Origin of the sequence: Cellulomonas hominis (genome assembly GCF_014201095.1) — a bacterium.
Classification (GTDB): Bacteria; Actinomycetota; Actinomycetes; order Actinomycetales; family Cellulomonadaceae; genus Cellulomonas; species Cellulomonas hominis.
This window is the reverse complement of record NZ_JACHDN010000001.1, coordinates 364680-389181: the sequence shown is the minus strand read 5'-3', so window position 1 is coordinate 389181 and position 24502 is coordinate 364680. Positions and strand designations below refer to the sequence as shown.

Below are 24502 nucleotides of genomic sequence, written 5' to 3'. Positions count from 1 at the left end.
GGTCTAGACCGGAAGATGTGTCAAGCACCACATCCCGACCGCACGCCGGCACGAGGCGTCCGGACGACGTCGACCGAGGTGGGAGGGTGAGCTCGTGCACGCAGAGCAGCCGCGGACCGCCCCGCCGACCGCCACCGGCCGGTCCGGCCACAAGTACCAGGCCGTGCGGTCGTACCTCATCGACCTCGTCGAGCGGACCCTGGACGTCGGCGACGCGATCCCGTCGGAGCGCGCGCTGTGCGAGCGGTTCGGCGTGTCCCGGATGACGGTGCGGCAGGCGGTCGACGCGCTCGTCGGCGAGGGCGTGCTCGTGCGCGAGCAGGGCCGCGGCACGTTCGTCGCGCCGCAGCGCATGGACTTCGAGATGCGGCTGACCACGTTCGGCGAGGAGATGCGCCGCCGCGGGATGCGGCCGGACACCCGGGTGCTGGACGCGCGCACCGAGCCGGCGTTCGGCGAGGCCGCCGACGCGCTCGGCACCGACGTCGACGCCCCGCTGCACCACCTGTGGCGCGTCCGGTACGCCGACGGCACGCCGATCAGCATCGAGCAGCTCTGGGTCCCGGTCGCCCTCGCGCCGGACCTGTTCACCGGCGGGCCGCCGCCCAGCCTGTACGACGCGCTGCGCGAGGCCGGCTACGAGCCGTCCTGGGGCGAGGAGACGCTCACCGCGTCCGAGGCCACCGACGAGGAGGCCCGGCTGCTCGACCTGCGCGGCACCCGCGCGGTGCTGCGCGCGACCCGGCGGACGTTCGCCGCCGACGGGCCGTGCATGTACTCGCGGGCCTGCTACCGCGGCGACCGCTACAGCGTGTGGGTGCCGCTCAGCGCGCCCGGCCCCGCCCTCGTTCCCCGCGTGCGCGCCGAGGACGCCGCGGCGAAGGTGGGTGCCCAGTGACCGACGGGAGGAACCGGATGACGCGTGCGGACACCGGCCAGGCGGCGGCGATCCTCGCCGGCCTGGGCGGGGTGGACAACATCGACGAGATCGAGCCGTGCACCACCCGGCTGCGGTCCCTGGTGAAGGAGCCGGGCCGCGTGGACCCCGCCGCCCTGCGCGCCGCGGGTGCGTTCGGGGTCATGGTGTCCGGCCGCGTCGTCCAGGTCGTCATCGGCCCGAGCGTCGACACCCTCGCGTCCGACCTCGAGGACCTGCTGTGACGCGCCCCCGACCGCGCCGTCCCCGGCGCCCCTGAACCCCACCGACCGAGCCACCAGAAGGAGACCACCCATGAGCAGCAAGGCCGAGCAGATCCTCGCCGGACTCGGCGGCGACGCGAACATCGTCGACCTGGAGCCGTGCATCACCCGGCTCCGCGTCGAGGTCGAGGACGCGGCGAAGGTCAGCGAGCCGGCCCTCAAGGCCGCCGGCGCGATCGCCGTCGTGCAGTCCGGCACCGTCGTGCAGGTGATCGTCGGCCCCGAGGCCGACACCCTCGCCTCGGACATCGAGGACCTGCGCTGATGGCGGCACTGACCGTCCTGGCGCCGGTCGCCGGCACCGTGCGGGCGCTCGCGGACGTCGACGACCCGGTGTTCTCCGGGGAGATCGTGGGCCCGGGGCTCGCGATCCAGCCGGACGCCCAGGCCGGGCGCGCGGTGGTCGCGCCGGTCGCGGGCACGGTCGCGAAGCTGCACCCGCACGCGTTCGTGCTGCTCGCCGAGGGCGGCCGGGGCGTGCTCGTGCACCTCGGGATCAACACGGTCCAGCTCGGCGGCGAGGGCTTCGTGCTGCACGTCGCCGAGGGCGACGCCGTCGCGCAGGGGCAGCTCCTCGTCGAGTGGGACCCGGCCGCGGTCGAGGGCGGCGGCCGGTCGGCGATCTGCCCCGTCATCGGCCTCGAGGCGCTGCCCGACTCGCTGACCCGGCTCGCCGAGCCGGGCACGGAGGTCGCCGCCGGGGACCCGCTGCTGCAGCTGGCCTGAGCCCGGGCCGGGCCGGGGCCCGCGGGTCCCGGCCCGCGTCCTGGTTCCGGCGCCCCACCGGGGTCGATACTGGGCGGATGCTGCCCAGAGCGTCCATCCGGGACCGGCTGCGGGCGCTGCCCGCGCTCACCGGGAACCTGCCCGAGGTCGACCCGTACGCGCTGCCGAACGACCCGGTGCAGGCGTTCGAGGAGTGGTTCGCCGACGCCATGGACGCCGGCGTCCCCGAGCCGCACGCCATGGGCCTGGCCACGGTCGCTCCCGACGGGACGCCGTCGTCCCGCGTGGTGCTGCTCGCCGACCTCGCGGACGGCGCGTGGGTGTTCGCCACCGACGCCCGCTCCGCCAAGGCGCTCGACCTCGCGGCGAACCCGCGGGCCGCGCTGACGTTCTACTGGCAGCCGCTGGGCCGGCAGGTCCGGCTCGTCGGCGCCGCGCGGCTGCTCGACGCCGAGACCTGCGCCGCGGACTTCCTGCGCCGTTCGCCGAGCGCCCGCGCCGCCGCGCTGGCCTCCCGGCCCGGCGAGGTCCTGCACTCGGTCGGCGAGATGGCCGGCGCCGTGGTCGAGGCCCGGGCGCGCGTGGACCGGGACCCGCGGCTGGTCGTGCCGACCTGGCAGCTGTGGGCGGTCGAGCCGCACGAGGTCGAGCTGTGGCAGGGCGACTCGGACCGCGCGCACCTGCGGGTGCTGTACAGCCGCGCCGACGGGCGCTGGTCGCGGCACCTCGGCTGGCCGTGAGCCGCTGAGTCGCCGCGGCCTCAGGCCGGGGGAGCGGCCTCGCGCGCCGGGGCCGGGGCCGGGGCCGGCGGCAGCGCGTCCGGGGCGACGTCGGACGCCCGCGCGGCCAGGTCGTGCAGCAGCCGCTCCAGGGGCCCGCGCCCGAAGGCGGCCCGCCACGCCCAGCAGAGCAGCACGGTGACGCCGAGGAACGCCAGCCAGCTCTGCGCCAGCGGCTCCCACACGACCTCGGGGCCGATCGCCGCGATCACCACGAGGTGCCCGACGTACGCGGTGAGCGCCAGGGCGCCGGTGGCGGCGAGCGGGGCGACGACGCGCGGCAGGGCGTCGGCGAGCAGGAGGCACAGGGCCAGGACCGCGAGGCCCACGCCGGTGTTGGCGACGACCTCGAGCGGCTTGGACGAGTGCGGCTCCGTGGACACGAACGCCGCCAGCAGCGGGTCGCCCGCGAACGCCCGGGTGAGCGCCGCGGCGGCGCCGTGGCCGAGCACCGCCAGGCCCGCGCCCGCGCCGAGCAGCCGCAGGCGGACGCGGGTGTCCCGCAGGTCCATCCGCCCGACCGCCAGGCCGACGAGGACGTAGGCGAACCAGACGACCGCGGGGTAGAACGGGCCGGTCAGCAGGTTGGTCCAGGCCTGCCCGGGCAGCCGCTCGAGCACCGGGCCGAGCTCGTGGTGCACCAGCGGACCCAGCGCGGCCACGGCGGCCGCCCCGGCGAGCAGGCGGCGGGGGTCGGTGCCGAGCAGCGGGACCGCGCACGCGAACAGCACCGCGTACGTCGGCAGGATCACCGCGACCGGCGTGCCGAGCAGCTCGACCGCCACCCCGATGCCGAGCACGAGGAACGCGCGCACGAGCAGCCGGGTGCGGGCCTGCGCGCGCCGGGTGCCGGTGACGGGGCGGGAGCCGCCGGACAGCAGCGCGACCGACACGCCCGAGAGCAGCACGAACAGCGCCGCCGACCGGCCGTCGACCACCTGGGCGAGCGACCACGGCCAGGGGTCCTCCGGCCCGCCGGGGCCGACGTGGGCGGTCATCATGCCGAGCACCGCCAGGCCGCGGGCGACGTCCACCCCGGTGATCCGCTGCATGCGGGTCACGCTAGCGCGCGCCGTACGCCGCCGTCGTGTCTCGCAGGGTGGGACGGCGCGTACCGCCCACTGGAACGCACCCCGTCCACCCGCCTAGAGTCGGCGGGTGACCGACACGCACCCGGCCGAGGTCTACACCCACGGCCACCACGACAGCGTGCTGCGCTCCCACCGGTGGCGCACCGCGGAGAACTCGGCGGCCTACCTGCTGCCCGCCCTGCGACCGGGCCTGTCCCTGCTCGACGTGGGCTGCGGCCCCGGCAACCTCACGGTCGACCTCGCCGCCCGCGTCGCGCCCGGCGCGGTGGTCGGCGTCGACCGGTCGGAGCCGGTCCTCGATCTCGCCCGCGCGGAGGCCGCGCAGGCCGGCGCCACGTCGGTCACCTTCCAGGCCGCCGACGCCTACGCCCTGCCCTTCGCCGACGGGACCTTCGACGTCACGCACGCCCACCAGGTGCTGCAGCACCTCGCCGACCCGGTGGCCGCGCTGCGCGAGCTCCGCCGGGTCACCAAGCCGGGCGGGGTCGTCGCGGTCCGGGACGCCGACTACTCCGGGATGACCTGGTACCCGCCGTCGCCCACGCTGGACGAGTGGTCCGCGCTGTACCACGAGGTCACCCAGGCGAACGGCGCCGAGGCGGACGCCGGCCGGCGGCTGCACTCCTGGGCGCTCGCCGCCGGGTTCGACGAGGACGGGCTGGTCGCCACGGCCGGCGTCTGGTGCTACGCCTCCGCCGAGGACCGTGCGTGGTGGGCCGACCTGTGGGCCGACCGCTGCGTGGAGTCGGACTTCGGGCGCCAGGCCGTCGCGCACGGGCTGGCCGACGAGGTCGGGCTGGAGCAGCTCGCCGCCGGCTGGCGCGAGTGGGGCACCGCGCCCGACGGCTGGTTCGCGGTGCTGCACGGCGAGGTGCTCGCCCGGGTCTGAGCCCGGCCCGCGGTTAGGGTGGGCCCGTGCGCATCGCCAGGTTCACCACCGGAGACGACCCCCGCTACGCCCTCGTGGAGGGCGAGCCCGGTCAGGAGCAGCTCGTCGTCATCAGCGGCGACCCGATCTACACCCCGGTGCAGCCCACCGGCGAGCGGATCCCGCTCGGCGACGGCGTCCGGCTGCTCGCCCCGGTGATCCCGCGGTCGAAGATCGTCGGCGTCGGCCGGAACTACGTGGACCACGCCGCCGAGATGGGCAACGAGGTGCCCACCGCGCCGCTGCTGTTCCTCAAGCCGAACACCTCGGTGGTCGGCCCGGACGACCCGATCGTGCTGCCCGACTGGACCGAGGAGGTCTCGTACGAGGCCGAGCTCGCCGTCGTCATCGGCAAGGTCACCAAGGACGTCTCGCCGGAGCACGCGCTCAGCCGGGTGTTCGGCTACACCGTGGCGAACGACGTCACGGCCCGGGACGCCCAGCGCACCGACGGCCAGTGGGTCCGCGCCAAGGGCTTCGACTCGGCCTGCCCGATCGGCCCGTGGATCGTGCCCGGCCTGGACGTCGAGGACCTCGCCGTCCGCTCGCGCGTCAACGGCGAGCCGAAGCAGGACGGCCGGACGTCGCAGATGGTGTTCGACGTCGCCGCGCTGATCTCGTACATCTCCGAGGTCGTGACGCTGCTGCCCGGCGACGTCATCCTCACCGGCACCCCGGCCGGCGTCGGCCTGCTCGAGGAGCGCGACGTCGTGGAGGTCGAGGTCGAGGAGATCGGCACGCTGCGCAACCCGGTGCTCCGCCGCTCCTGAGGTCGGGGGCGGGGCGCGCGCTCGCTAGGGTGGAGGCCGTGACCCCTCCTGCCGGCTCCGCCCCCGTTCGCGTCCGTTTCTGCCCGTCCCCGACCGGGACCCCGCACGTCGGCCTGATCCGGACCGCCCTGTTCAACTGGGCGTACGCCCGGCACGTGGGCGGGACGTTCGTGTTCCGGATCGAGGACACCGACCCGGCGCGCGACTCCGAGGAGTCGTACCAGCAGCTCCTGGACGCGCTGCGCTGGCTCGGGCTGGACTGGGACGAGGGCGTCGAGGTCGGCGGCCCGCACGAGCCGTACCGGCAGTCGCAGCGCATGGACCTGTACCGCGACGTCGCCCGCCGGCTGCTCGAGGGCGGCTACGCGTACGAGTCGTTCACCACCCCGGAGGAGGTCGAGGCGCGGCACCGGGCCGCGGGTCGTGACCCCAAGCTCGGCTACGACGGCTACGACCGGGACCTCACCGAGGAGCAGAAGGACGCCTACCGCGCCGAGGGCCGCGAGCCGGTCCTGCGGCTGCGGATGCCCGACGAGGACGTGTCGTTCACCGACCTGGTGCGCGGCGAGGTCACCTTCAAGGCAGGGTCCGTGCCGGACTACGTCGTCGTCCGCGGCAACGGCCACCCGCTGTACACGCTGGTCAACCCGATCGACGACGCCCTCATGGGCATCACGCACGTGCTGCGCGGCGAGGACCTCCTGTCGTCCACCCCGCGGCAGGTCGTGCTGTACCGGGCGCTGCTCGAGCTCGGCGTCGCGACCGTCATGCCGCAGTTCGGCCACCTGCCGTACGTCATGGGCGAGGGCAACAAGAAGCTGTCCAAGCGCGACCCCGAGTCCAACCTGTTCCTGCACCGGGAGCGCGGGTTCACCCCCGAGGGGCTGCTCAACTACCTGGCGCTGCTCGGCTGGTCGATCGGCCCGGACCGCGACATCTTCTCGGTGTCCGAGCTGGTCGAGGCGTTCGACGTCGCCGACGTGAACCCCAACCCGGCGCGGTTCGACCTCAAGAAGGCCGAGGCCATCAACGCCGAGCACGTGCGCCTGCTCGCGCCGGAGGACTTCCGCGACCGGCTCGTGCCGTACCTGCACCGCGCCGGCCTGGTGCCCGCCGACTCGTACGCCGACCTCGCGCCGGAGCACCGCGCGCTGCTCGACGCCGGGGCACCGCTCATCCAGACCCGCGTCACGCTGCTCGGCGAGGCCGTCGGGATGCTCGGGTTCCTGTTCGTGGCCGACGACGCGCTCGTGGTCGAGGAGGACGCCCGCGGCGCGCTCAAGGACACCGCCGCCCAGGTGCTCGACGCCGCGACCGAGGCGCTGTCCGTGCTGCCGGAGGACGGCTTCAGCACCCAGGCCACGCAGGACGCCCTGCAGGCGGCGCTGGTCGACGGGCTCGGCATCAAGCCGCGGTTCGCGTTCACCCCCCTGCGGGTGGCGGTCTCCGGCCGGCGGGTGTCGCCGCCGCTGTTCGAGTCGCTCGAGATCCTGGGCCGGGCCTCGACGCTCGCGCGGATCGCGGCGCTCCGCGCGTCCCTGTGACGGGGCCCGCGGTCGACGGCGTCCTGTTCGACGTCGACGACACCCTGGTCGACACGCACGGCGCCTTCGCGGAGGCGCTCGCGGCCGTCGCGCGGTCCTGGCTGCCCCACCTCGACCCCGCCCGCGACGCCGAGGTGCTCGCGCACTGGCGGGCCGACGTGGGCGGCCGGTACCGCCGGTACACCCGCGGCGAGGTGTCCTACCGCGACCAGCGCATGGCGCGAGCGAACGACCTGCACGCCACGTTCGGCGGCCCCGCGCTCGACGACGACGCCTACGACCGGTGGAACGCCCTGTTCGAGGAGCGGTTCACCGGCGCGTGGGCCGCGCACGCCGACGCGGCCGCGGTGGTCCGGCACCTGCTGGACGCCGGCATCAAGGTCGGCGCCCTGACCAACGCCGCCACCGAGTACCAGGTGCGCAAGCTCACCCGCGCCGGTCTCGCCGCCGACGTGCCGCTGCTGGTCGGCGTCGACACCCTCGGGTTCGGCAAGCCCGACCCGCGGGTGTTCGCGGAGGCCTGCCGCCGGCTCGGCACCGAGCCCGGGCGCACCGCGTACGTGGGCGACGAGCTCGACGTCGACGCCCGGGCCGCCACCGCGGCGGGCCTGCGGGGCGTGTGGCTCGCGCGGCCGGGGCTGGGGTCCAAGGGCGCGAACGCGCTGGCGGCCGTGCCGACCGACGTGGTCATCGCGTCGCTGGACGAGCTGCCGGCGGTGCTGGGGGTCTGACGGCGCGGCGCGGGCGGGGCGCCCGCGGTCAGAGGCGCGTCGCGCGGTAGCAGTCCGTCCGGTAGGGCATCGGGACCGTCTCGCGGCCGCGCAGGTCCGGGTGCGTGGCCGCGAGCTCGTCGATCTCCGCGAGCATCGCCTCACGCTGCGGTGCCGGCAGGGTCAGCAGGTGCGACCGCGAGCCCGCGAGGTCCCGCAGCGTCGCGGGGCGCACGGCGTCCGCCCAGGCGAACGCCCGGTGCTCCACGGGGCCGAACTCCGGGCCGAGCACCGGCGCCTCGCCGTGCGGCTCCAGCGGGTCGCCGCGGTGGATGATCTCCTCGTACGCGGCCAGCCAGTCCGCCGCGGGTGACCCGGTGTCCCGCACGTTCCAGAGCACCGCGAGCACCCCGCCCGGCCGGAGCACCCGCGCGAGCTCCGCGGGCACGCGCGCGGCGTCGAACCAGTGCCACGCCTGGGCCACGGTCACGGCGTCCGCCGACGCCGTCGGCAGCCCGGTGGCCTCCGCCGAGCCGTCCAGCGCCGTCACGCCCGGGAGCGAGGCCGCGAGGGCGGCGCGCATGCCCGGGGACGGCTCGACGGCCGTGACGTGCCGCCGGGGGACGCCCTGGGCCACGATCCGCTCGGTCAGCTTGCCCGTCCCGGCCGCGAGGTCCACGACGTCCCGGGCGGTCGCGGGCACGCACCACGCGACGGCCTCGTCGGGGTACGTCGGGCGGGTGGCGTGGTAGAGGTCGGCGGCGGGCCCGAACGAGGCGGCGCGCTCGGCGTGCGGCGCGGCCTCCGGCTGCCCGGGCGCGGTGTCGGGGGAGCGTCCGGTGTCCACGCCACGAGCCTGCCATCCCCGCTCGCGCCCCGCCGCCGGGCTCCGGCCGCGCAGGCACGGCCGGAGCCCGGCGGCAGGCGGGTGGGCGCGGACCCGCTCGTGCCACCGACGGGGTGCGGGAAGGTCCGCAGCCGTGGGGCGTGGAGGCGCTGCGAGCGGCCGGTTTGGTCGGGGTCGGAGTGTCCGGTAATGTTCTCCGTCGGTACGGCGTCCGGTTGGCGCCGGTCCTCACACCCGTTGCGTGGCGTCCCGTGCGTCGCGCCCTCGGGTCGCGGGACCGGGCGGAACCGGGGCGGACCATTGGGGTATGGTGTAATTGGCAGCACGAGTGATTCTGGTTCACTTAGTCTAGGTTCGAGTCCTGGTACCCCAGCAAGACACCGTGGGAAATGCTCCCGGAGCGGATTTCACGGAGTCGAGCAGGATGCTGTACAGTAGTTCCCGGTCGATCCCCGGTAGGGGAGAGATCGTCCAGGCCCCCATCGTCTAGTGGCCTAGGACGCCGCCCTCTCACGGCGGTAACAGGGGTTCGAATCCCCTTGGGGGTACATCGAAAGGCCGGTCACCGGAAGGTGACCGGCCTTTCTGCTGTCCCCGGACTGTGCAGCGCCGCATTGTCCGGCCGAGGTCGTCGGTTGCGCCCGATTCACACCGGCGCGCAACCGACGACCTCGAGCGGGACCGACGACCTCGGGCCCGCGAGGTTCCGGGCGACGGGGAGCGGGTCACTCCGCGGTGCGGCGGAGGACCTCCGTCAGGCGGTTGGCCGCCGAGACGACCGCGGCCGCGTGCAGGCGGCCCGGCTGCCGGGACAGGCGCTCGACGGGGCCCGAGATCGAGACCGCCGCCACCACCCGGCCGGACTGGCCACGCACGGGGGCGCTGACGGACGCGACGCCGACCTCGCGCTCGGACACCGACTGCGCCCAGCCGCGGCGGCGGACGCCGGACAGGATCGTCGCGGTGAACTTCGCGCCCTGGAGGCCGCGGTGCAGCCGGTCGGGCTCCTCCCACGCGAGCAGGATCTGCGCCGCCGACCCGGCCGACATGGTGAGCGTCGCGCCCACGGGGATCGAGTCGCGCAGGCCGATGGGGCGCTCGGCGGCGGCGACGCAGATGCGCTGGTCGCCCTGCCGGCGGTAGAGCTGCGCGCTCTCCCCGGTGTGGTCGCGCAGGGCCGCGAGCACGGGGCCCGCGGCGGCGAGCAGGCGGTCCTCGCCGGCGGCGCTCGCGAGCTCCGTCAGCCGCGGCCCCAGGACGAACCGGCCCTGCATGTCGCGCCCCACCAGGCGGTGGTGCTCGAGCGCGACGGCCAGACGGTGGGCCGTCGGGCGGGCAAGATGGGTGGCGTTGACCAGCTGCGCGAGGGTCGCGGGCCCGGCCTCCAGGGCGTTGAGGACCGAGGCGGCCTTGTCGAGTACGCCGACTCCGCTAGAGTTGTCCATAGGTCGATATTGGCGTCTCGAAGGCTGAGACGCAAGTGCGACACGGAGAACGGACCCGCGGCGGCCCCCCGCCCGGGCGGACGAGAGGACGGCACATGGCCGGCACACTGGCGGAGAAGGTGTGGGAGAACCACATCGTGCGGCGCGGCACCGACGGCGCGCCCGACCTGCTCTACATCGACCTGCACCTGGTGCACGAGGTCACCAGCCCGCAGGCCTTCGAGGGCCTGCGGCTCGCCGGCCGGAAGGTCCGCCGCCCGGACCTCACCCTCGCCACCGAGGACCACAACACCCCGACGCTCGACATCGACCTGCCGATCGCCGACGCCACGTCGCGCACGCAGATCGACACGCTGCGGAACAACGCGAAGGAGTTCGGCGTCCGGCTGCACTCCCTGGGCGACGCGGACCAGGGCATCGTGCACCAGGTCGGCCCGCAGCTCGGCCTGACGATGCCCGGCCTGACGGTCGTCTGCGGCGACTCGCACACGTCCACGCACGGCGCGTTCGGCGCGCTGGCGTTCGGCATCGGCACCTCCGAGGTGGAGCACGTGCTCGCCACCCAGACGCTGCCGCTCGCGCCGTTCAAGACGATGGCGATCACCGTGAACGGCGCGCTGCCGCTCGGGGCCACCGCGAAGGACATCATCCTCGCCGTCATCGCCAAGATCGGGACCGGCGGCGGCCAGGGCTACGTCCTGGAGTACCGCGGCGAGGCCATCCGGAGCCTGTCGATGGAGGGCCGGATGACGATCTGCAACATGTCGATCGAGGCCGGCGCCCGCGCGGGCATGATCGCCCCCGACCAGACGACGTTCGACTACCTGAAGGGCCGCCCGCACGCCCCGGAGGGCGCCGACTGGGACGCCGCGGTGGCCTACTGGTCGACGCTGCGCACGGACGACGACGCGACGTTCGACGCCGAGGTGGTCATCGAGGCCGCCGAGCTCGAGCCGTTCGTCACCTGGGGCACCAACCCGGGCCAGGGCCTGCCGCTGTCGGGCGCGGTCCCGGTCCCGGAGGAGATCGCGGACGCCAACGAGCGCGTCGCCGCCGAGCGGGCCATCGAGTACATGGGCCTGACCCCGGGGCAGCCGCTGCGCGAGATCGCGGTGGACACGGTCTTCATCGGCTCGTGCACCAACGGCCGGATCGAGGACCTGCGCGCGGCCGCCAAGCTGCTCCAGGGCCAGAAGAAGGCCGAGTCGGTGCGCGTCCTGGTCGTGCCGTCCTCCGCGCGCGTCCGGCTGCAGGCCGAGGCCGAGGGCCTGGACCGGATCTTCCTGGACTTCGGTGCCGAGTGGCGCAACGCCGGGTGCTCGATGTGCCTCGGTATGAACCCCGACCAGCTCGCGCCGGGGGAGCGGTCGGCGTCGACGTCGAACCGGAACTTCGAGGGCCGGCAGGGCAAGGGCGGCCGCACGCACCTGGTGTCGCCGCTCGTGGCCGCGGCCACGGCGATCCGTGGCACGCTCTCGTCGGTCTCCGACCTCGGCCCGGACGTCCCGGTGCCGGACGGCTCGCCGCTGGACCTCCAGCCGGCCTGAGCCGGCACCGTCCGTCCGCCCCCGCACGCACCCCCAGGAACGAGACACCCTCATGGAGAAGTTCACCCAGCACACCGGCGTCGGCGTCCCGCTGCGGCGCAGCAACGTCGACACCGACCAGATCATCCCGGCCGTCTACCTCAAGCGCGTGACCCGCACGGGCTTCGAGGACGCGCTGTTCGCGGCGTGGCGGAACGACCCGGAGTTCCTGCTCAACCAGGACGCCTACAAGGCCGGCTCGGTGCTGGTCGCCGGCCCCGACTTCGGCACCGGCTCGTCGCGCGAGCACGCCGTGTGGGCGCTCAAGGACTACGGCTTCAAGGCCGTCCTGGCGTCCCGGTTCGCCGACATCTTCCGCGGCAACTCGGGCAAGCAGGGCCTCGTGGCCGCGCAGCTCGCGCAGGAGGACATCGAGCTCATCTGGAAGATCCTCGAGACCCGTCCCGGCACCGAGGTGACCGTGGACCTCGAGTCCCGGACGGTCACCTGCGACGACGTCGTGGTGCCGTTCCAGATCGACGACTACACGCGCTGGCGCCTCATGGAGGGCCTGGACGACATCGGCCTGACCCTGCAGCACGAGGACGAGATCACGGCCTTCGAGGCGTCCCGCGACGCCTGGCGGCCGAAGACCCTGCCGGCCAAGCACCTGCCGCCGGTGGAGATCCGGGCCGCCCGCCCGGTCGAGCTGTCCCTGGGGCGCCGCCCCGGCCTCTGACGTCACCTGCCGACGCCCGGGACCCGCAGCGCTGTGCGGGGCCCGGGCGTCCGGTGTGTGGAGGTTTGGCGCGCGCTGTCCGCGGCGCGGGCGCGGTGTGCGCGTGCACCCCGGGCGGTGCGTCACCATGGACGCCATGACCGACCTCCTCTACGTCCACGGCGGCACGCCGCTGCAGGGCGAGATCACCGTCCGCGGGGCGAAGAACTTCGTCTCCAAGGCGATGGTGGCCAGCCTCCTGGGCGAGACGCCGAGCGAGCTGCGGAACGTCCCGCAGATCCGCGACGTCGGCGTCGTGACCGGCCTGCTCGAGCTGCACGGGGTGCGGGTGGACGCCGACGCCGAGGCGGGCACGCTCCGCCTCGACCCGACCGACGTGGAGTCCGCGCACGTCGCCGACATCGACGCGCACGCGGGCTCGAGCCGCATCCCGATCCTGTTCTGCGGCCCGCTGCTGCACCGCCTCGGCGAGGCGTTCATCCCGGACCTGGGCGGCTGCCGGATCGGCGACCGGCCGATCAACTACCACCTGGACATCCTGCGGCAGTTCGGCGCGGTGGTGGACAAGCGCGCGGGCGGCATCCACATCCGGGCGCCGCGCCGCCTGCAGGGCACGAAGATCGCCCTGCCGTACCCGAGCGTCGGCGCCACCGAGCAGCTGCTGCTCACGGCCGTCCGCGCCGAGGGCATCACCGAGCTGGCGAACGCGGCCATCGAGCCCGAGATCATGGACCTGATCAACGTCCTGCAGAAGATGGGCGCGATCATCTCCGTCGACACCGACCGGGTCATCCGGATCGAGGGCGTCGACCGGCTCGTCGGGTACCAGCACACCGCGCTGGCGGACCGGATCGAGGCCGCGTCGTGGGCGTCCGCCGCGCTGGCCACGGGCGGCGACATCGTCGTGCGCGGGGCCACCCAGCCGGAGATGACGACCTTCCTCAACACGTTCCGCAAGGTCGGCGGCGAGTTCGCGATCGACGACGAGGGCATCCGGTTCTCGCACCCGGGCGGCGAGCTGCGCTCGATCGTCCTCGAGACCGACGTGCACCCGGGGTTCATGACGGACTGGCAGCAGCCGCTGGTCGTGGCCCTGACCCAGGCCACCGGGCTGTCGATCGTGCACGAGACGGTGTACGAGAACCGCTTCGGGTTCACCGACGCGCTGCGCGGCATGGGCGCCACCATCCAGGTCTACAAGGAGTGCCTCGGCGGGCGGCCGTGCCGGTTCGGGCAGCGGAACTTCTCGCACTCCGCCGTGATCAGCGGCCCGACGCCGCTCGCCGCCGCCGACATCGAGGTGCCGGACCTGCGCGGCGGGTTCAGCCACCTCATCGCGGCCCTGGCCGCCAAGGGCACCTCGCAGGTGCGGGGGATCAGCCTGATCGACCGCGGGTACGAGCGGTTCACCGAGAAGCTCGTCGCGCTGGGCGCGGAGTTCGACCGCGACTGACGCCCCGCCCGCACGCCCCCGACGCCCGCCCGGCCTCCCCGCCGGGCGGGCGCCGTCGTTCCCGGGGCCGGTTCCCGGCGCCGAGTGGAGGGTTGCGACGCGACACGCCCGGCGTGTCGCGTCCGAACGCTCCACTCGGCGCGGCTCGGGGCGTGCCGGCTTTACAACGGAGGAAGCGAGGCGCTACACATAAGTAGCAGCAGATCCGCTGCACCCCTGCCGGGTGGCGAACAGCCGCCGCTCACCTGGCCTCCCGACGGCGAAGGAGCCCGAAGTGAGCCAGACCCTGCCGACCTCTGATCGCACGCCGCACCGCCCGGGGCCCTCCCGGCGGAACTTCCTCGCCGGCATCGGCGCGCTCGGCGCTGCCGCGACGCTCGCCGCGTGCGCCGGCGGCAGCCCCACGTCGTCCACCGGCGGCGGCGGCGCGACCTACGCGGGCGGGAAGGTCGACCTCGCGTTCTGGAACGGCTTCACCGGCGGCGACGGCCCGGTGATGCAGGACCTCGTCGACCGGTTCAACGCCGAGCACGAGACGATCACCGTGAAGATGACCACGATGGAGTGGGCGGACTACCACGCCAAGCTGCCCGCGGCGCTGACGTCCGGCCAGGGCCCGCACGTGGCGATCCAGCACCTCGACTCGCTGCCGACCTCCGCGGCCCGCGGCCTGCTGCTGCCCCTGGACGACGTGGCCGACGAGCTCGGGCTGACGTCGGACGACTTCATCCGCACGGTGTGGGACGCCGGGATCTACGGCGACGCCCGGTACGGCATCCCGCTCGACGTGCACCCGCTCGGGTTCTTCTTCAACACCGCCGTGCTGGCCGGTGCGGGGCTCGACCCGGCCGCGCCGCCGATGGACCGGGCGGCGTACGAGGCGGCCCTCGACACCCTGCTCGGCACCGGCGTGGCCGGGCACTGGATGAGCCCGCACACGTTCACCGGCGGGCAGACGCTGCAGTCGCTCATCTGGCAGTTCGGCGGCGACCTGTTCGACTCCGAGGGCGCCACCGCGGCCTGGGCCCGGGACGAGGGCGTCGAGGCGCTGTCCTGGATGGTCGACGCGGTGCACAAGGGCTGGAGCGCCCGCGACGTCGGGCAGGACGCCGACCTCATCGCGCTGCAGAACGGCCAGGCGGCGTTCAACTGGAACGGCATCTGGTCGATCAACACCCTCGACCAGATCAGCGGGCTCGAGTGGGACGTGCGGCGCCTGCCGCGCATCGGCAGCGTGGACGCGGCGTGGGCCGGGTCGCACAACTTCGTGCTGACGAAGCAGCGGGGGACCAGCGACGACCAGCTCGAGGCCGCCCGGACGTTCATCAACTGGGTGTCGCAGCAGTCCGCCGCCTGGGCCGTCGGCGGCCAGGTGCCGGCGCGGCTCTCGGCCCGGGACTCCGCCGACTTCGCGGCGCTGGCCCCGCAGTCGGCGATCGCGGAGCAGGCCGAGGACCTGCGGTTCGTGCCCTCGATCCCCGGCATCGGCGACGCCGTCGGCGAGCTGTACACGGCGCTGAACGAGGCCGTGCTGCTGACGAAGGACCCGGCGACCGCGCTCGCCGACGCCGCGGCCCGCGCCGACAAGGTGCTGGCCGACAACCGCGACCGCTACGGCGCATGAGCACGCGTCCCCGCCGGCCGCTGCGCCGCGGCGCGTGGTGGACCCCCTACGCGTTCCTGGCCCCGTTCCTCGCGATCTTCGGCACCTTCGTGGTCTTCCCCGCGGTCCGCGGGCTGTGGATGTCGCTGCACGACTGGGACTTCCTCATGCCGAGCAAGCCGTTCGTCGGGCTCGGCAACTACGCCGACCTGTTCGACTCCACGAGCGTGGTGTTCGAGAAGTTCTGGAACGGCATGTCCGCGACCGGGATCTTCGTGCTGGCGTCCGTGCCGGTGCTGATCTCGCTGCCGCTGCTCCTCGCCATGGCGCTGAACCGGCGGTTCCCCGGGCGGACGTTCCTGCGCGCGGTGGTGTTCCTGCCGTACGTGCTGGGCGTCGCCGTGGTGGGCGTGCTGTTCCGGTTCGTGCTCGACCCGAACCTCGGCATCCTCAACCACCTGCTGCAGGTCACCCGGCTGGACCGGCTGCTGCACGCGCTCGGCGCAGGGGACCCGGTGCCCTGGCTGACCGCGCAGCCCTGGGCCTGGGTGTCGCTGGTCGGCGTCACGGTGTGGTGGACGCTCGGCTTCAACATGATCATCTACCTCGCCGGGCTGCAGGACGTCCCGGCCGAGCTGTACGACGCCGCGAAGGTCGACGGGGCGTCGGCGCGCCAGCGGTTCCGGCACGTCACCCTGCCGGGGCTGCGGCCGGTGCTCGCCTTCGTGCTGACGATGACCGTGCTGGCGTCGGCGAACATGTTCGGGCAGGCCGACCTCATGACCAACGGCGGGCCCGGGACGTCCACGAAGACGGCGCTCATGGTGATCCTCGAGACCGGCCTCGGGCAGTACAAGATGGGCGCTGCCGCGGCCATGGGCTACCTGCTCTCCATCGGGCTCGGCGTCGTGTCGATCGTGAACTTCGTCGCCCTGCGCGAGCGGGGTCCGCGCCGGCGCGCGCGGAGGGCCTCGTGAGGGCCCGGCGCGGCCTCGGGCCGCTCGTCACCTGGGCCCTGCTGCTCGTGCTCGCCGTGACCTTCATCGGGCCGCTGGCCTGGATGCTGCTGACCTCGGTGAAGTCCTACGGGGAGGCCACCGCGTCCCCGCCGACGCCGTGGCCGCAGGACGTGGACCTGTCCGCGTACGACCGGCTGCTGAGCCTCGACGGGCAGTACCCGGTGCTGCGCTGGTTCCTCAACTCGCTGGTCGCGGGCACCCTGCACACCGCGCTCGTCCTCGTGGTCGCGTCCACGGCGGCGTTCGCGCTGGCCCGCATGCGGTTCCGCGGGCGCGGGCTGGTGTTCGGGGTCGTCGTCTCGACGCTGTTCCTGCCCGCGTTCGTGTTCCTCATGCCGAACTACCTGACGATCGACGCGCTCGGCTGGACGGACTCGCTCTGGGCGCTGGTCGTCCCGGGCGCGGCCGGCGCGTTCGGGGTGTTCTTCCTCCGGCAGTTCTTCGTGGGGCTGCCCGCGGAGCTGGAGGAGGCGGCGGCGCTGGACGGCGCGAACCAGTGGCGGGTGTTCACGCAGGTCGTGCTGCCGAACACCCGGCCGGCGCTCGCGACGCTCGCGGTGCTGGCGTTCCTCGGCAACTGGAACGACTACATCTGGCCGGTGTACGTGCTGTTCAGCCCCGAGCGGCTCACGCTGCCGGCCGGGCTGAAGCTGCTGCAGGGCGCGTACGTCACGGACTTCCCGTCGATCATGGCGGGCGCCGTCGTGGCGTCGGTCCCGGTGATCGTGCTGTTCGTGTTCACGCAGCGGTTCGTCATCGAGGGCGTCGCCCGGAGCGGGCTGAAGGGATGAGGGCCGCCCGCGCAGCCGCCGCCCTCGCCGCCATCGCCGCGCTCACCCTGCTGGCCGGCTGCGGCGCCGGCGCCCCCGACCCCGACCCGACCAGCCCCGCCACCGCAGAGGAGCAGACCGTGGCCTTCACCAACCCCGTCTGGGACGGTAACCTGCCCGACCCGTTCGTCCTGCGCGACGGCGACTCCTGGTACGCCTACGGCACGCAGGGCCGGTTCGGCACGATGCCGGTCCTGCGCTCGGCCGACCTGGTCACGTGGGAGGTGGCGGGGGACGCCATGCCCGTGCTCGCCGCCTGGACGGGCGCCGGCCGGCACTGGGCGCCCGAGGTGCTCCGGCTCGGCGACCGGTACCTCGCGTACTACACCGCGATGGAGCGCGAGACGCAGGACCAGTGCATCGGCGTGGCCGTCGCGGACGCGCCCACGGGACCGTTCGTCGACGACTCCGCCGCGCCGCTGATCTGCGAGCACGCCGAGGGCGGGTCCATCGACGCGTCCCCGTTCGTGGACGACGACGGCACGCCGTACCTGCTGTGGAAGAACGACGGCAACCACATCGGGGTCCGGTCCTGGATCCGGGTGCAGCGGCTCACCGAGGACGGGACGGGGCTGGTGGGCGAGCCCGTGGATCTCCTCACGCACGACCAGGACTGGGAGGGCCCGCTCGTCGAGGGGCCGACCCTGCTGCGGCACGACGGCCGGTACGTCCTGCTGTACTCCGCGAACGACTACGGCTCGGACCAGTACGGCGTCGGCTACGCGGTCGCCGACGCCGTCACCGGGCCGTACACGAAGCCGCAGGCCGAACCGCTGATGCGGAGCACGCCCGAGGCGGCGGGGCCGGGGCACGGCAGCGTCGTCGCCACCGACGGCGGGCTCTGGTACGCGCACCACGCGTGGCCGCCCGACGCGGTGGGCTCGGCCGTCCCGGGCCGGCAGCTGTGGCTGACGCCGCTGCGGTTCTCCGGTGGTGCGCCCGTGCTCGACGGGCCCGCGGCGACGGTGGACCGGCTGCCGTGCGAGTGACCCTCCGGGACGTCGCGGCGCGGGCGGGGGTGTCGTTCAAGACGGTGTCGAACGTCATCAACGGCCACCCGCACGTCACGGAGGCCACCCGCGGCCGGGTGCAGGACGCCATCGACGCGCTCGGGTACCGGCCCAACCAGAGCGCCCGCAGCCTGCGCCACGGCCGGTCCGGCATCCTCGCGCTCGCGGTCCCGGAGCTGACGTCGCCGTACTTCGCGGCGCTCGCGTCGGAGGCGGGGCGCGCGGCCAAGGAGCACGGCCGGGTGCTCGTCATCGAGGAGACCCTCGGGGACGTCGAGGGGGAGCGGGTCGCGCTCGTGGACCTGACCTCCCGGCTGGTCGACGGGGTCATCCTGTCCCCGCTCGTCACCCCGCAGGAGGTGGTCGTCGAGCGGATCGGGGAGACGCCCCTGGTCATGCTCGGCGAGCACCGGTACGCGGTCCGGGCCGACCACGTCGGGATGGACAGCGTGCGCGCCGCCCGGGAGCTCACCGAGCACCTCCTGGCGACCGGGCGGCGGCGCATCGCGGTCGTCGGGCGCCAGGACGGCGGCAGCACCGGCGGCGAGCGCTGGCTCGGGCACGTGCAGGCGCTGCTCGCCGCCGACCTGGTCCCGGACTCCTCGCTCGTCGCGCGGGTCAAGGCCTACCGGCGCGCCGACGGCGAGCGCGCGGTCCGGGAGCTGCTCGCCGCCGGTGCCCGGCCGGACGCGGTGCTGTGCTTCAACGACCTCCTCGCGCTCGGGGCGATGCACACCCTGCGGCAGGCGGGGCTGGCGGTCCCGGGGGACGTCGCGGTGGCCGGGTTCGACGACATCGAGGAGTCCCGGTACGCGGGGCTCACCACGGTCGCGCCGGACCTGCCGCTGCTGGCACGCGAGGCGGTGCGGCTGCTGGTGCGGCGGGTCGAGAACCGCACCGTGCCGCCGGCGCTGGTCGAGGTGCCGTTCCGGGTGGAGGTGCGGTCCAGCACGGCGTGAGCGCGCTCAGCGCCCCGGCCGGTCCCGGAACTCGTGCGGGCTGTGCGGCTCCGTGCCCGAGATGCGGGTGACGATCTCCGCCGCGACGTCCCGCATCTTGGCGTTCCGGTTCTGCGACGCCCGCCGCAGGATCGCGAACGCCTCCTCCGGGCCGCAGCGGTTCTGCGCCATGACCACGCCGAGGGCCTGGTCGATGACCGCCCGCGCGGCCATCGCCTGCTTGAGGTCGGCGTTCACCCGCGCCTGCTCCTCGGCCCGGGCCGCGACCGCGACGGCCCGGCCCGCGTCGTCCGCGAACCGCCCGACGCCCGCCAGGACGTCCTCGTGCCACTCGCCGGTGCCCGCGCGGTAGAGGTTGATCGCGAGGTCGAGCTGGATGCCGTCCTCCGCGCGCGCCGGCAGCGCGGCGGCCGACCCGAAGCCGGCCGCGAGCGTCGCCTCCCGCCACTCCCGCCACCGGGGGTCGGCCGCCACGTCGGGGACGGTGATGAGCCGCTCGACCCGGGCCGCCTCCAGGCAGGGGCCGTCGCCGGCGGCCTGCTCCGCGCGGTCGCACGTGGCCGCCCGCTCGTCGCTGGCGGCCACGACCGTGGCCTGGCCACCCAGCCGGACCGTGATCGCCGCGGACGCGTCCGGGCCGGCGAGCGTCGCCGCGCGGCGCACGATCGCGTCCAGCAGCGCGTCGACGGGCACGGTCGCCGCGAGGAGCGCGTGCAGCTCCCCGAGGGCCCCGGACCGCCAGTCCGGCGCGGCCTCCTGCCCGGCGCCGTGCCCGGTCGCCATCACGCGCCGTCCGCGCCGCGCCCCGCCTCGTCGTCGGCGGGCGGCTCGTAGCCGGGCTCGGGGCCGTCGCCGTCCGAGCCGGGGGTGCTCCGCTCGGCGGCGTCGTCGGGGTCGCCCCCGGGCAGCACGCCCTCGGGCCGGTCGTCGGGCTGGTCGCTCACGTCCGTCCTCCTCGCGTCGGGGTCCTCACATGCTGCTGCGCGCGGCCCCGCCCCGCATCTCGGGCCGGCCGTCCGGCGGCACGAGGCGCAGGGTGACGCCGGCGTGGTCGCAGCGGCGGCGCAGGCGCGCGATGTGCAGGGCGGCCACCGGGCCGAGCCGGTCCAGGTCCGCGGCGTCCACCACGAGCTGACCGCGGTTCGGCGTGGCGCGCAGGGCGTCCGCCAGGCCCGCCACCAGCGTGGGCGCCGTGGCCGCGTCCACCTCGCCGTCGAGCCGCACCAGCACGGTCCGGCCCTCTAGCGCGTGCCGGACCACCAGGCGCGCCGGGAGCCCGTCCCGGTCCGCCGGCGCCACCGGGTCCGGCGACGGGGCGGGCACGTCCGCCAGGCTGGCCAGCGCCGCGTCCAGCACGTCGCGCGGGTCGGCGTCGACGCTCCGGCCGGGCAGGGCGGCGAGCAGGCGCTCGGCGACGCTGCGCACCTTCACGTTGAGGTGCTCGGAGTGCCAGCGCAGGAACTCGAAGGCCGCCGGGCCGTCCAGGCCGTACGCGAGCATCGCGGCACCCTTGGCCTGGTCGATGACCTCGCGGGACGCGATGGCCGCGGCGAGCATGTCGTCCGCGCGGCGCGCCGCGGTCGCGCCGATCTCGGCGCCGAGGTCGACGAGCAGGCCGAGCAGCTGCGCCGCGTGGCCGTCGGCGCGCCCGCCCGTCCCGCCGGCGTGGCCCGGGTGGCCGTCGTGGTCGGGGTGGCCGTCCTGCCGGGCGTGGCCGTCCTGCCCGGTGCGGCCGTCCTGCAGGACGCCCTCGGACCCGGCGGGGGCGCCGTCCGTCGCGGCCCGGTGCGGGACGCCGTCGGCGGGGCGTCCGGAGTGCCGCGGGTCGACACCAGGAGCCAGCACCGCCAGGACGATGCGTTCGGTGCCCACGGCGTCCAGGAGCCGGTACCGGACGCTGCGGCCCTCGGCGGCGGGCTCGGGCGCGACGCGCAGCACGGCCTCGAGGGCGGGGCGGTCGTCGCGGTGGCAGTGGGCGAGCATCAGGGCGGTCGAGGGGACGACGTCGCCGGGCTCGAACCCGTGGATCCGGAACACGGGTTCCGACCAGACCAGGGAGCCGTTGTCGCCGAGGACGCGGAAGGTGCCGGGCACGGCGGAGCGATGCTCCGCCGGGGACGACGACGAGCGTGTGGTGAGGGACATGCGGAGCTCCGGAGCCGAGGGCGCGCCGGCGGCATGCCACCGACACGCTGTTCTCGCGCTGCTCGCTTCGTCCCAACGACGCGCGGGGGTCCCGACGACCGCGTCGCGGGACCTGGGGGAGATAGTGCCAAATGCGCACGCCGGACGCACGCCAGGTGCGCCTCACCGGTTGCGGCGCGCGCGGCGCGACCTATCGTGTGGCCATCGGTCCGGACCGGGGCCCCGGCGGTCGAGGAGGCGAGCCCGGTGACCGGTGGCCTGCACCTGGTGGTCCGTCTCGACGTGGGCGGCGCGGCGCTCGTCGTCGCCACCGGCCGGCAGACCGTCGCGGCCGTCGACGAGCTGCTGCGCGTGGTCGACCGCACCCGCGCGCTCGCGGACGTGCCGCTGGTGGAGGACCTCACGGACGCGGAGGTCGAGGCGGAGGCCGCGGCGCAGGTGCGGGCGCGCGTCGCGGACGTCCCGGGCGCCCCGGTCGAGGTGCGCCTGCGGCGCGGGGCGCGCGGCGGGAGCGTCGCGCCCGCCGCCCGCTGAGGGGTGCCCGGCCGCGGGTAGCATCGGCTCCCGTGCACCCGCCCCGCGCCAACCGCGCCTACCGCAACGTCGCCCGCGTCCTGCGCCCCGTGCTGTACGGCATCACGCGCCGCGACTGGCGGGGTGCCGAGCACCTCCCGTCCGGGACCGGGTTCATCGCGGCCGGCAACCACATGACGAACGTCGACCCCCTGACGTTCGCGCACTACCTGTACGACAACGGCGTCGCGCCCAAGATCCTCGCGAAGTCGTCGCTGTTCTCCGTGCCGGTGGTCGGCTGGGTCCTGCGGACCACGGGGCAGATCCCGGTGTACCGGAACACCGCGCAGGCCGGCGACTCGCTGCGTGCCGCCGAGACCGCCCTGGCGGCGGGGGAGTGCGTCGCCGTGTTCCCCGAGGGCACGCTCACCCGGGACCCCGACCTGTGGCCGATGGTCGCCAAGACCGGCGTCGCCCGGCTGGCGCTCGCGTCCCGCGCCCCGGTCGTGCCGATCGCGCAGTGGGGCGCGCAGGACCTGCTCGGGCGGTACGCCAAGCTGTTCAAGCCGATCCCGCCGAAGCGGATCACCGTCGTCGCCGGGCCGCCGGTCGACCTGGACGACCTGTACGACCGGCCGCTCGACGCCGCGACGCTGCGGGAGGCCACCGAGCGGGTCATGGCCGCGATCACCGCGCTCCTCGCGGACGTGCGCGGCGCGACCCCGCCCGAGCGGCCGTACGACATGCGCCGCGACGGGGGCGGCCCCGGGGCGGGGTCCGCGGGCGCGTCCGGCCCGGCAGCGGGAGCGGCGTGACGCGCGCCGCCGTCCTCGGCGCGGGTGCCTGGGGCACCACGTTCGCCGCCGTCCTCGCCGACGCGGGGTGCGAGGTCACCGTCTGGGGCCGCGACGCCGCGGTCTGCGCCGAGATCGCGGAGCACCGCCGCAACGAGCGGTACCTGCCGGGCATCGAGCTGCCCGCGGGCGTCACGGCCGACCCCGACCCGGTCGCGGCGGTCGCCGGTGCCGACGTGGTCGCGGTGGCCGTGCCGTCCCAGTCGGCCCGCGCGACGCTCGCCCCGCTCGCCGGCCGCCTGGACCCGGGCGCGGTCGCCGTCTCGCTGATGAAGGGTGTCGAGCTCGCCACCGACCAGCGGATGAGCGAGGTCGTGGCCGAGGCGCTGGACCTGCCCGCCGCCCGGGTCGCGGTGCTGTCCGGGCCGAACCTGGCGTCCGAGATCGCCGCGCGGCAGCCGACCGCCACCGTCGTGGCCGCCGCGGACGCGGGCGCCGCCGAGCGGGTCGCCGCGGCGTGCGCCTCGGGGTACTTCCGCCCGTACACGAACGACGACGTCGTCGGCGTCGAGCTCTGCGGGGCCGTGAAGAACGTCATCGCGCTCGCGGTCGGCATCTCGCAGGGCCGGGGCCTCGGGTACAACACCATGGCCACCGTCATCACGCGCGGGCTGGTCGAGATCACCCGGCTCGGGCTGGCGCTCGGCGCGCGGGCCGAGACGTTCCCCGGGCTCGCGGGCATGGGGGACCTCATGGCGACCTGCGCGTCGCCGGACTCCCGCAACCACCGGCTCGGCCTGCACATCGGGCGGGGGATGTCCCTCGACGAGGCGACCGCGGCCACCGGGGGCACCGCGGAGGGCGTGAAGTCGTCCCGGTCGGTGCTGGACCTCGCGGAGCGCGCCGGGGTGGAGATGCCGATCACCGCGGCCGTGGTGCAGGTGCTGCACGAGGGGCTGCCCGTGGACGCGCTGGCGCCGCTGCTGCTGGGGCGGCCGCGCAAGGCGGAGGGCGTCTAGCGGTCGGGCCGCTCGGTGGCGACCTCCGGGGGCTGCGGATGGACGACCGCCGCGACGAGGGCCTCGATCGCGAACTCGCTGGCGAGTGCCAGCTCCACGTCGTCCGGCGCGAGGAGCCACTGCACCTGCAGCCCGTCCATGACGGCGAGGATGCCGGCAGCGGCACGATCGACCGTGTCCGGCTCGGCGATGCCGCGCTCGGCGCAGACCAGCCGGAACGCCGCGACGATGTCGCCGCGCAGCGTGTCGTAGCGCTCCTGGAAGTACGCCCTGGCGGGGTGGTCGTCCGTGACGGACTCCGCGGACAGCACGGCATAGGTCTGCACGAGGCCTGGACGGCGCTCGTTGGCGAACGCGGTGCGCACGAGGTGCCGGAACAGCTCGATGCCGTACGGCATGTGCCCCTCGTCGAGGTCCTCGACGTCGGTCTGGTCGCGGTACCGGAGCACCTCGACGAGCAGCTGGTCCTTGGACCCGAAGTGGTGCAGGATCCCGGCGTGCGTCATGCCGACCTGGTCGGCGATCTCGGTGAGCGGACCCTTGTTGTAGCCCTTGCGGCCGAAGGTCGTCATCGCCGCGGACAGGATGCGTCGCCGGCGCTCGAGGGTCTCCGGGCGGGGGTGCGCGGACCGTCTGGCCTCGCTCATCGCTCTCCCACTTCCTTCCAGGCGTCTCGCGCCGCTACGGCTGTGCGGTCGCCTCGCGCAGCCCTGCGCGCGCTCTGGCGCCCGATCGTATCCGTCGGGCGCGCCGCGACCGGGGACGTTCAGTCCGTGACCAACTTGTGATCCTGCAGGACAGCGGTCACTTACTGCCAGTGTAGTAATCTCCTCGCAACGTGACCGCGACGAC

27 protein-coding genes and 2 tRNA genes are annotated in these 24502 nt (G+C 75.0%); 22 read left to right on the top strand and 7 right to left on the bottom strand.

Annotation, left to right across the window (positions count from 1 at the left end; translation table 11 throughout):
• Window positions 1–94: 94 nt before the first annotated feature.
• The 5 genes from HNR08_RS22540 (at window position 95) to HNR08_RS01875 (ending at window position 2666) form a co-directional block, all read left to right on the top strand.
• Window positions 95–898, top strand: coding sequence for a GntR family transcriptional regulator (locus tag HNR08_RS22540; RefSeq protein ID WP_146836072.1), 804 nt, complete (start codon window positions 95–97; stop codon window positions 896–898).
• A gap of 17 nt (window positions 899–915) precedes the next feature.
• Window positions 916–1161 carry a PTS sugar transporter subunit IIB gene (locus tag HNR08_RS01890; RefSeq protein ID WP_146836075.1) on the top strand — a complete coding sequence of 82 codons (246 nt, stop codon included), beginning with the start codon at window positions 916–918 and terminating at the stop codon, window positions 1159–1161.
• A 70-nt stretch (window positions 1162–1231) separates the two neighbouring features.
• Window positions 1232–1465, top strand: a complete 234-nt coding sequence (locus HNR08_RS01885; RefSeq protein WP_146836077.1) for a PTS sugar transporter subunit IIB — start codon at window positions 1232–1234, stop codon at window positions 1463–1465.
• Complete coding sequence (locus HNR08_RS01880) at window positions 1465–1926, top strand: PTS sugar transporter subunit IIA (protein ID WP_146836080.1); 462 nt, start codon at window positions 1465–1467, stop codon at window positions 1924–1926. The genes HNR08_RS01885 and HNR08_RS01880 overlap by 1 nt, the downstream gene beginning before the upstream one ends.
• Window positions 1927–2003: 77 nt before the next feature.
• On the top strand, window positions 2004–2666 hold the full coding sequence (locus HNR08_RS01875; RefSeq protein WP_146836083.1) for a pyridoxine/pyridoxamine 5'-phosphate oxidase: 663 nt from the start codon (window positions 2004–2006) through the stop codon (window positions 2664–2666).
• 20 nt (window positions 2667–2686) lie between these two features.
• Here the strand turns inward: HNR08_RS01875 and HNR08_RS01870 are convergent, their stop codons facing one another.
• Window positions 2687–3757, bottom strand: coding sequence for an acyltransferase family protein (locus HNR08_RS01870; protein WP_146836086.1), 1071 nt, complete (start codon window positions 3755–3757; stop codon window positions 2687–2689).
• A 106-nt stretch (window positions 3758–3863) separates the two neighbouring features.
• On the opposite strand from HNR08_RS01870, the gene HNR08_RS01865 reads away from it, so the two are divergent.
• From HNR08_RS01865 to HNR08_RS01850, 4 genes are read left to right on the top strand one after another with little or no spacing between them, the layout of a single operon-like run.
• Entirely contained in the window at window positions 3864–4685 is an 822-nt protein-coding gene (locus tag HNR08_RS01865; RefSeq protein WP_146836089.1) for a methyltransferase domain-containing protein, read from the top strand.
• Between the two features lie 26 nt (window positions 4686–4711).
• Window positions 4712–5494 (top strand): fumarylacetoacetate hydrolase family protein, encoded by a 783-nt coding sequence (locus HNR08_RS01860; protein WP_146836092.1) that lies wholly within the window; start codon window positions 4712–4714, stop codon window positions 5492–5494.
• 38 nt (window positions 5495–5532) lie between these two features.
• Window positions 5533–7038 carry a glutamate--tRNA ligase gene (gene gltX, locus HNR08_RS01855; protein WP_146836095.1) on the top strand — a complete coding sequence of 502 codons (1506 nt, stop codon included), beginning with the start codon at window positions 5533–5535 and terminating at the stop codon, window positions 7036–7038.
• Window positions 7035–7769, top strand: a complete 735-nt coding sequence (locus HNR08_RS01850; RefSeq protein WP_146836096.1) for an HAD family hydrolase — start codon at window positions 7035–7037, stop codon at window positions 7767–7769. The genes gltX and HNR08_RS01850 overlap by 4 nt, the downstream gene beginning before the upstream one ends.
• Before the next feature lie 28 nt (window positions 7770–7797).
• On the opposite strand, the gene HNR08_RS01845 is transcribed toward HNR08_RS01850, so the two are convergent.
• On the bottom strand, window positions 7798–8595 hold the full coding sequence (locus tag HNR08_RS01845) for a class I SAM-dependent methyltransferase (RefSeq protein WP_146836099.1): 798 nt from the start codon (window positions 8593–8595) through the stop codon (window positions 7798–7800).
• 301 nt (window positions 8596–8896) lie between these two features.
• On the opposite strand from HNR08_RS01845, the gene HNR08_RS01840 reads away from it, so the two are divergent.
• Together HNR08_RS01840 and HNR08_RS01835 are read left to right on the top strand one after the other, a co-directional pair.
• Window positions 8897–8968, top strand: a tRNA-Gln gene (locus HNR08_RS01840).
• 102 nt (window positions 8969–9070) lie between these two features.
• A tRNA-Glu gene (locus tag HNR08_RS01835) sits at window positions 9071–9143 on the top strand.
• Window positions 9144–9320: 177 nt separating this feature from the next.
• On the opposite strand, the gene HNR08_RS01830 is transcribed toward HNR08_RS01835, so the two are convergent.
• Window positions 9321–10040: an IclR family transcriptional regulator gene (locus HNR08_RS01830; RefSeq protein WP_146836102.1), complete on the bottom strand. Its 720-nt coding sequence runs from the start codon at window positions 10038–10040 to the stop codon at window positions 9321–9323.
• 95 nt (window positions 10041–10135) lie between these two features.
• Between HNR08_RS01830 and leuC the strand changes: the two genes are divergently transcribed.
• From leuC to HNR08_RS01790, 8 genes are all read left to right on the top strand, one after another.
• Entirely contained in the window at window positions 10136–11587 is a 1452-nt protein-coding gene (gene leuC / locus HNR08_RS01825) for a 3-isopropylmalate dehydratase large subunit (protein WP_146836105.1), read from the top strand.
• Window positions 11588–11639: 52 nt separating this feature from the next.
• Window positions 11640–12305, top strand: a complete 666-nt coding sequence (gene leuD, locus HNR08_RS01820; protein ID WP_146836108.1) for a 3-isopropylmalate dehydratase small subunit — start codon at window positions 11640–11642, stop codon at window positions 12303–12305.
• A gap of 136 nt (window positions 12306–12441) precedes the next feature.
• Window positions 12442–13758 (top strand): UDP-N-acetylglucosamine 1-carboxyvinyltransferase, encoded by a 1317-nt coding sequence (gene murA / locus HNR08_RS01815; protein WP_146836110.1) that lies wholly within the window; start codon window positions 12442–12444, stop codon window positions 13756–13758.
• A gap of 274 nt (window positions 13759–14032) precedes the next feature.
• Window positions 14033–15382 (top strand): ABC transporter substrate-binding protein, encoded by a 1350-nt coding sequence (locus HNR08_RS01810; RefSeq protein WP_221286294.1) that lies wholly within the window; start codon window positions 14033–14035, stop codon window positions 15380–15382.
• On the top strand, window positions 15379–16338 hold the full coding sequence (locus HNR08_RS01805) for a carbohydrate ABC transporter permease (RefSeq protein WP_146836112.1): 960 nt from the start codon (window positions 15379–15381) through the stop codon (window positions 16336–16338). The genes HNR08_RS01810 and HNR08_RS01805 overlap by 4 nt, the downstream gene beginning before the upstream one ends.
• A complete protein-coding gene (locus tag HNR08_RS01800; protein WP_246803015.1) occupies window positions 16335–17171 on the top strand; it encodes a carbohydrate ABC transporter permease in 837 nt (278 codons plus the stop codon). The genes HNR08_RS01805 and HNR08_RS01800 overlap by 4 nt, the downstream gene beginning before the upstream one ends.
• Window positions 17168–18199: a glycoside hydrolase family 43 protein gene (locus HNR08_RS21405; RefSeq protein WP_222596007.1), complete on the top strand. Its 1032-nt coding sequence runs from the start codon at window positions 17168–17170 to the stop codon at window positions 18197–18199. Before HNR08_RS01800 ends, HNR08_RS21405 begins: the two co-directional genes overlap by 4 nt.
• Window positions 18190–19179 carry a LacI family DNA-binding transcriptional regulator gene (locus tag HNR08_RS01790; protein WP_146836114.1) on the top strand — a complete coding sequence of 330 codons (990 nt, stop codon included), beginning with the start codon at window positions 18190–18192 and terminating at the stop codon, window positions 19177–19179. Before HNR08_RS21405 ends, HNR08_RS01790 begins: the two co-directional genes overlap by 10 nt.
• A 6-nt stretch (window positions 19180–19185) precedes the next feature.
• Here HNR08_RS01790 and HNR08_RS01785 read toward each other — a convergent pair whose 3' ends face one another.
• From HNR08_RS01785 to HNR08_RS01775, 3 genes are read right to left on the bottom strand one after another with little or no spacing between them, the layout of a single operon-like run.
• On the bottom strand, window positions 19186–19962 hold the full coding sequence (locus tag HNR08_RS01785; protein WP_146836116.1) for a GAF and ANTAR domain-containing protein: 777 nt from the start codon (window positions 19960–19962) through the stop codon (window positions 19186–19188).
• Window positions 19962–20123: a hypothetical protein gene (locus tag HNR08_RS01780; protein ID WP_168430301.1), complete on the bottom strand. Its 162-nt coding sequence runs from the start codon at window positions 20121–20123 to the stop codon at window positions 19962–19964. Before HNR08_RS01780 ends, HNR08_RS01785 begins: the two co-directional genes overlap by 1 nt.
• 25 nt (window positions 20124–20148) lie before the next feature.
• The gene (locus tag HNR08_RS01775) at window positions 20149–21324 is read right to left on the bottom strand and encodes an ANTAR domain-containing protein (RefSeq protein WP_146836118.1); all 1176 of its coding nucleotides are present in this window, start codon (window positions 21322–21324) and stop codon (window positions 20149–20151) included.
• A gap of 246 nt (window positions 21325–21570) precedes the next feature.
• Here HNR08_RS01775 and HNR08_RS21215 point away from each other — a divergent pair, with 246 nt between their 5' ends.
• From HNR08_RS21215 to HNR08_RS01765, 3 genes are read left to right on the top strand one after another with little or no spacing between them, the layout of a single operon-like run.
• Window positions 21571–21858: a hypothetical protein gene (locus HNR08_RS21215; RefSeq protein ID WP_221287244.1), complete on the top strand. Its 288-nt coding sequence runs from the start codon at window positions 21571–21573 to the stop codon at window positions 21856–21858.
• Window positions 21859–21890: 32 nt separating this feature from the next.
• Complete coding sequence (locus tag HNR08_RS01770) at window positions 21891–22652, top strand: lysophospholipid acyltransferase family protein (RefSeq protein ID WP_146836121.1); 762 nt, start codon at window positions 21891–21893, stop codon at window positions 22650–22652.
• Entirely contained in the window at window positions 22649–23650 is a 1002-nt protein-coding gene (locus HNR08_RS01765; RefSeq protein WP_146836124.1) for an NAD(P)H-dependent glycerol-3-phosphate dehydrogenase, read from the top strand. Before HNR08_RS01770 ends, HNR08_RS01765 begins: the two co-directional genes overlap by 4 nt.
• Here HNR08_RS01765 and HNR08_RS01760 read toward each other — a convergent pair.
• Window positions 23647–24297: a TetR/AcrR family transcriptional regulator gene (locus HNR08_RS01760; RefSeq protein ID WP_146836127.1), complete on the bottom strand. Its 651-nt coding sequence runs from the start codon at window positions 24295–24297 to the stop codon at window positions 23647–23649. The genes HNR08_RS01765 and HNR08_RS01760 overlap by 4 nt on opposite strands.
• Window positions 24298–24502: the final 205 nt, after the last annotated feature.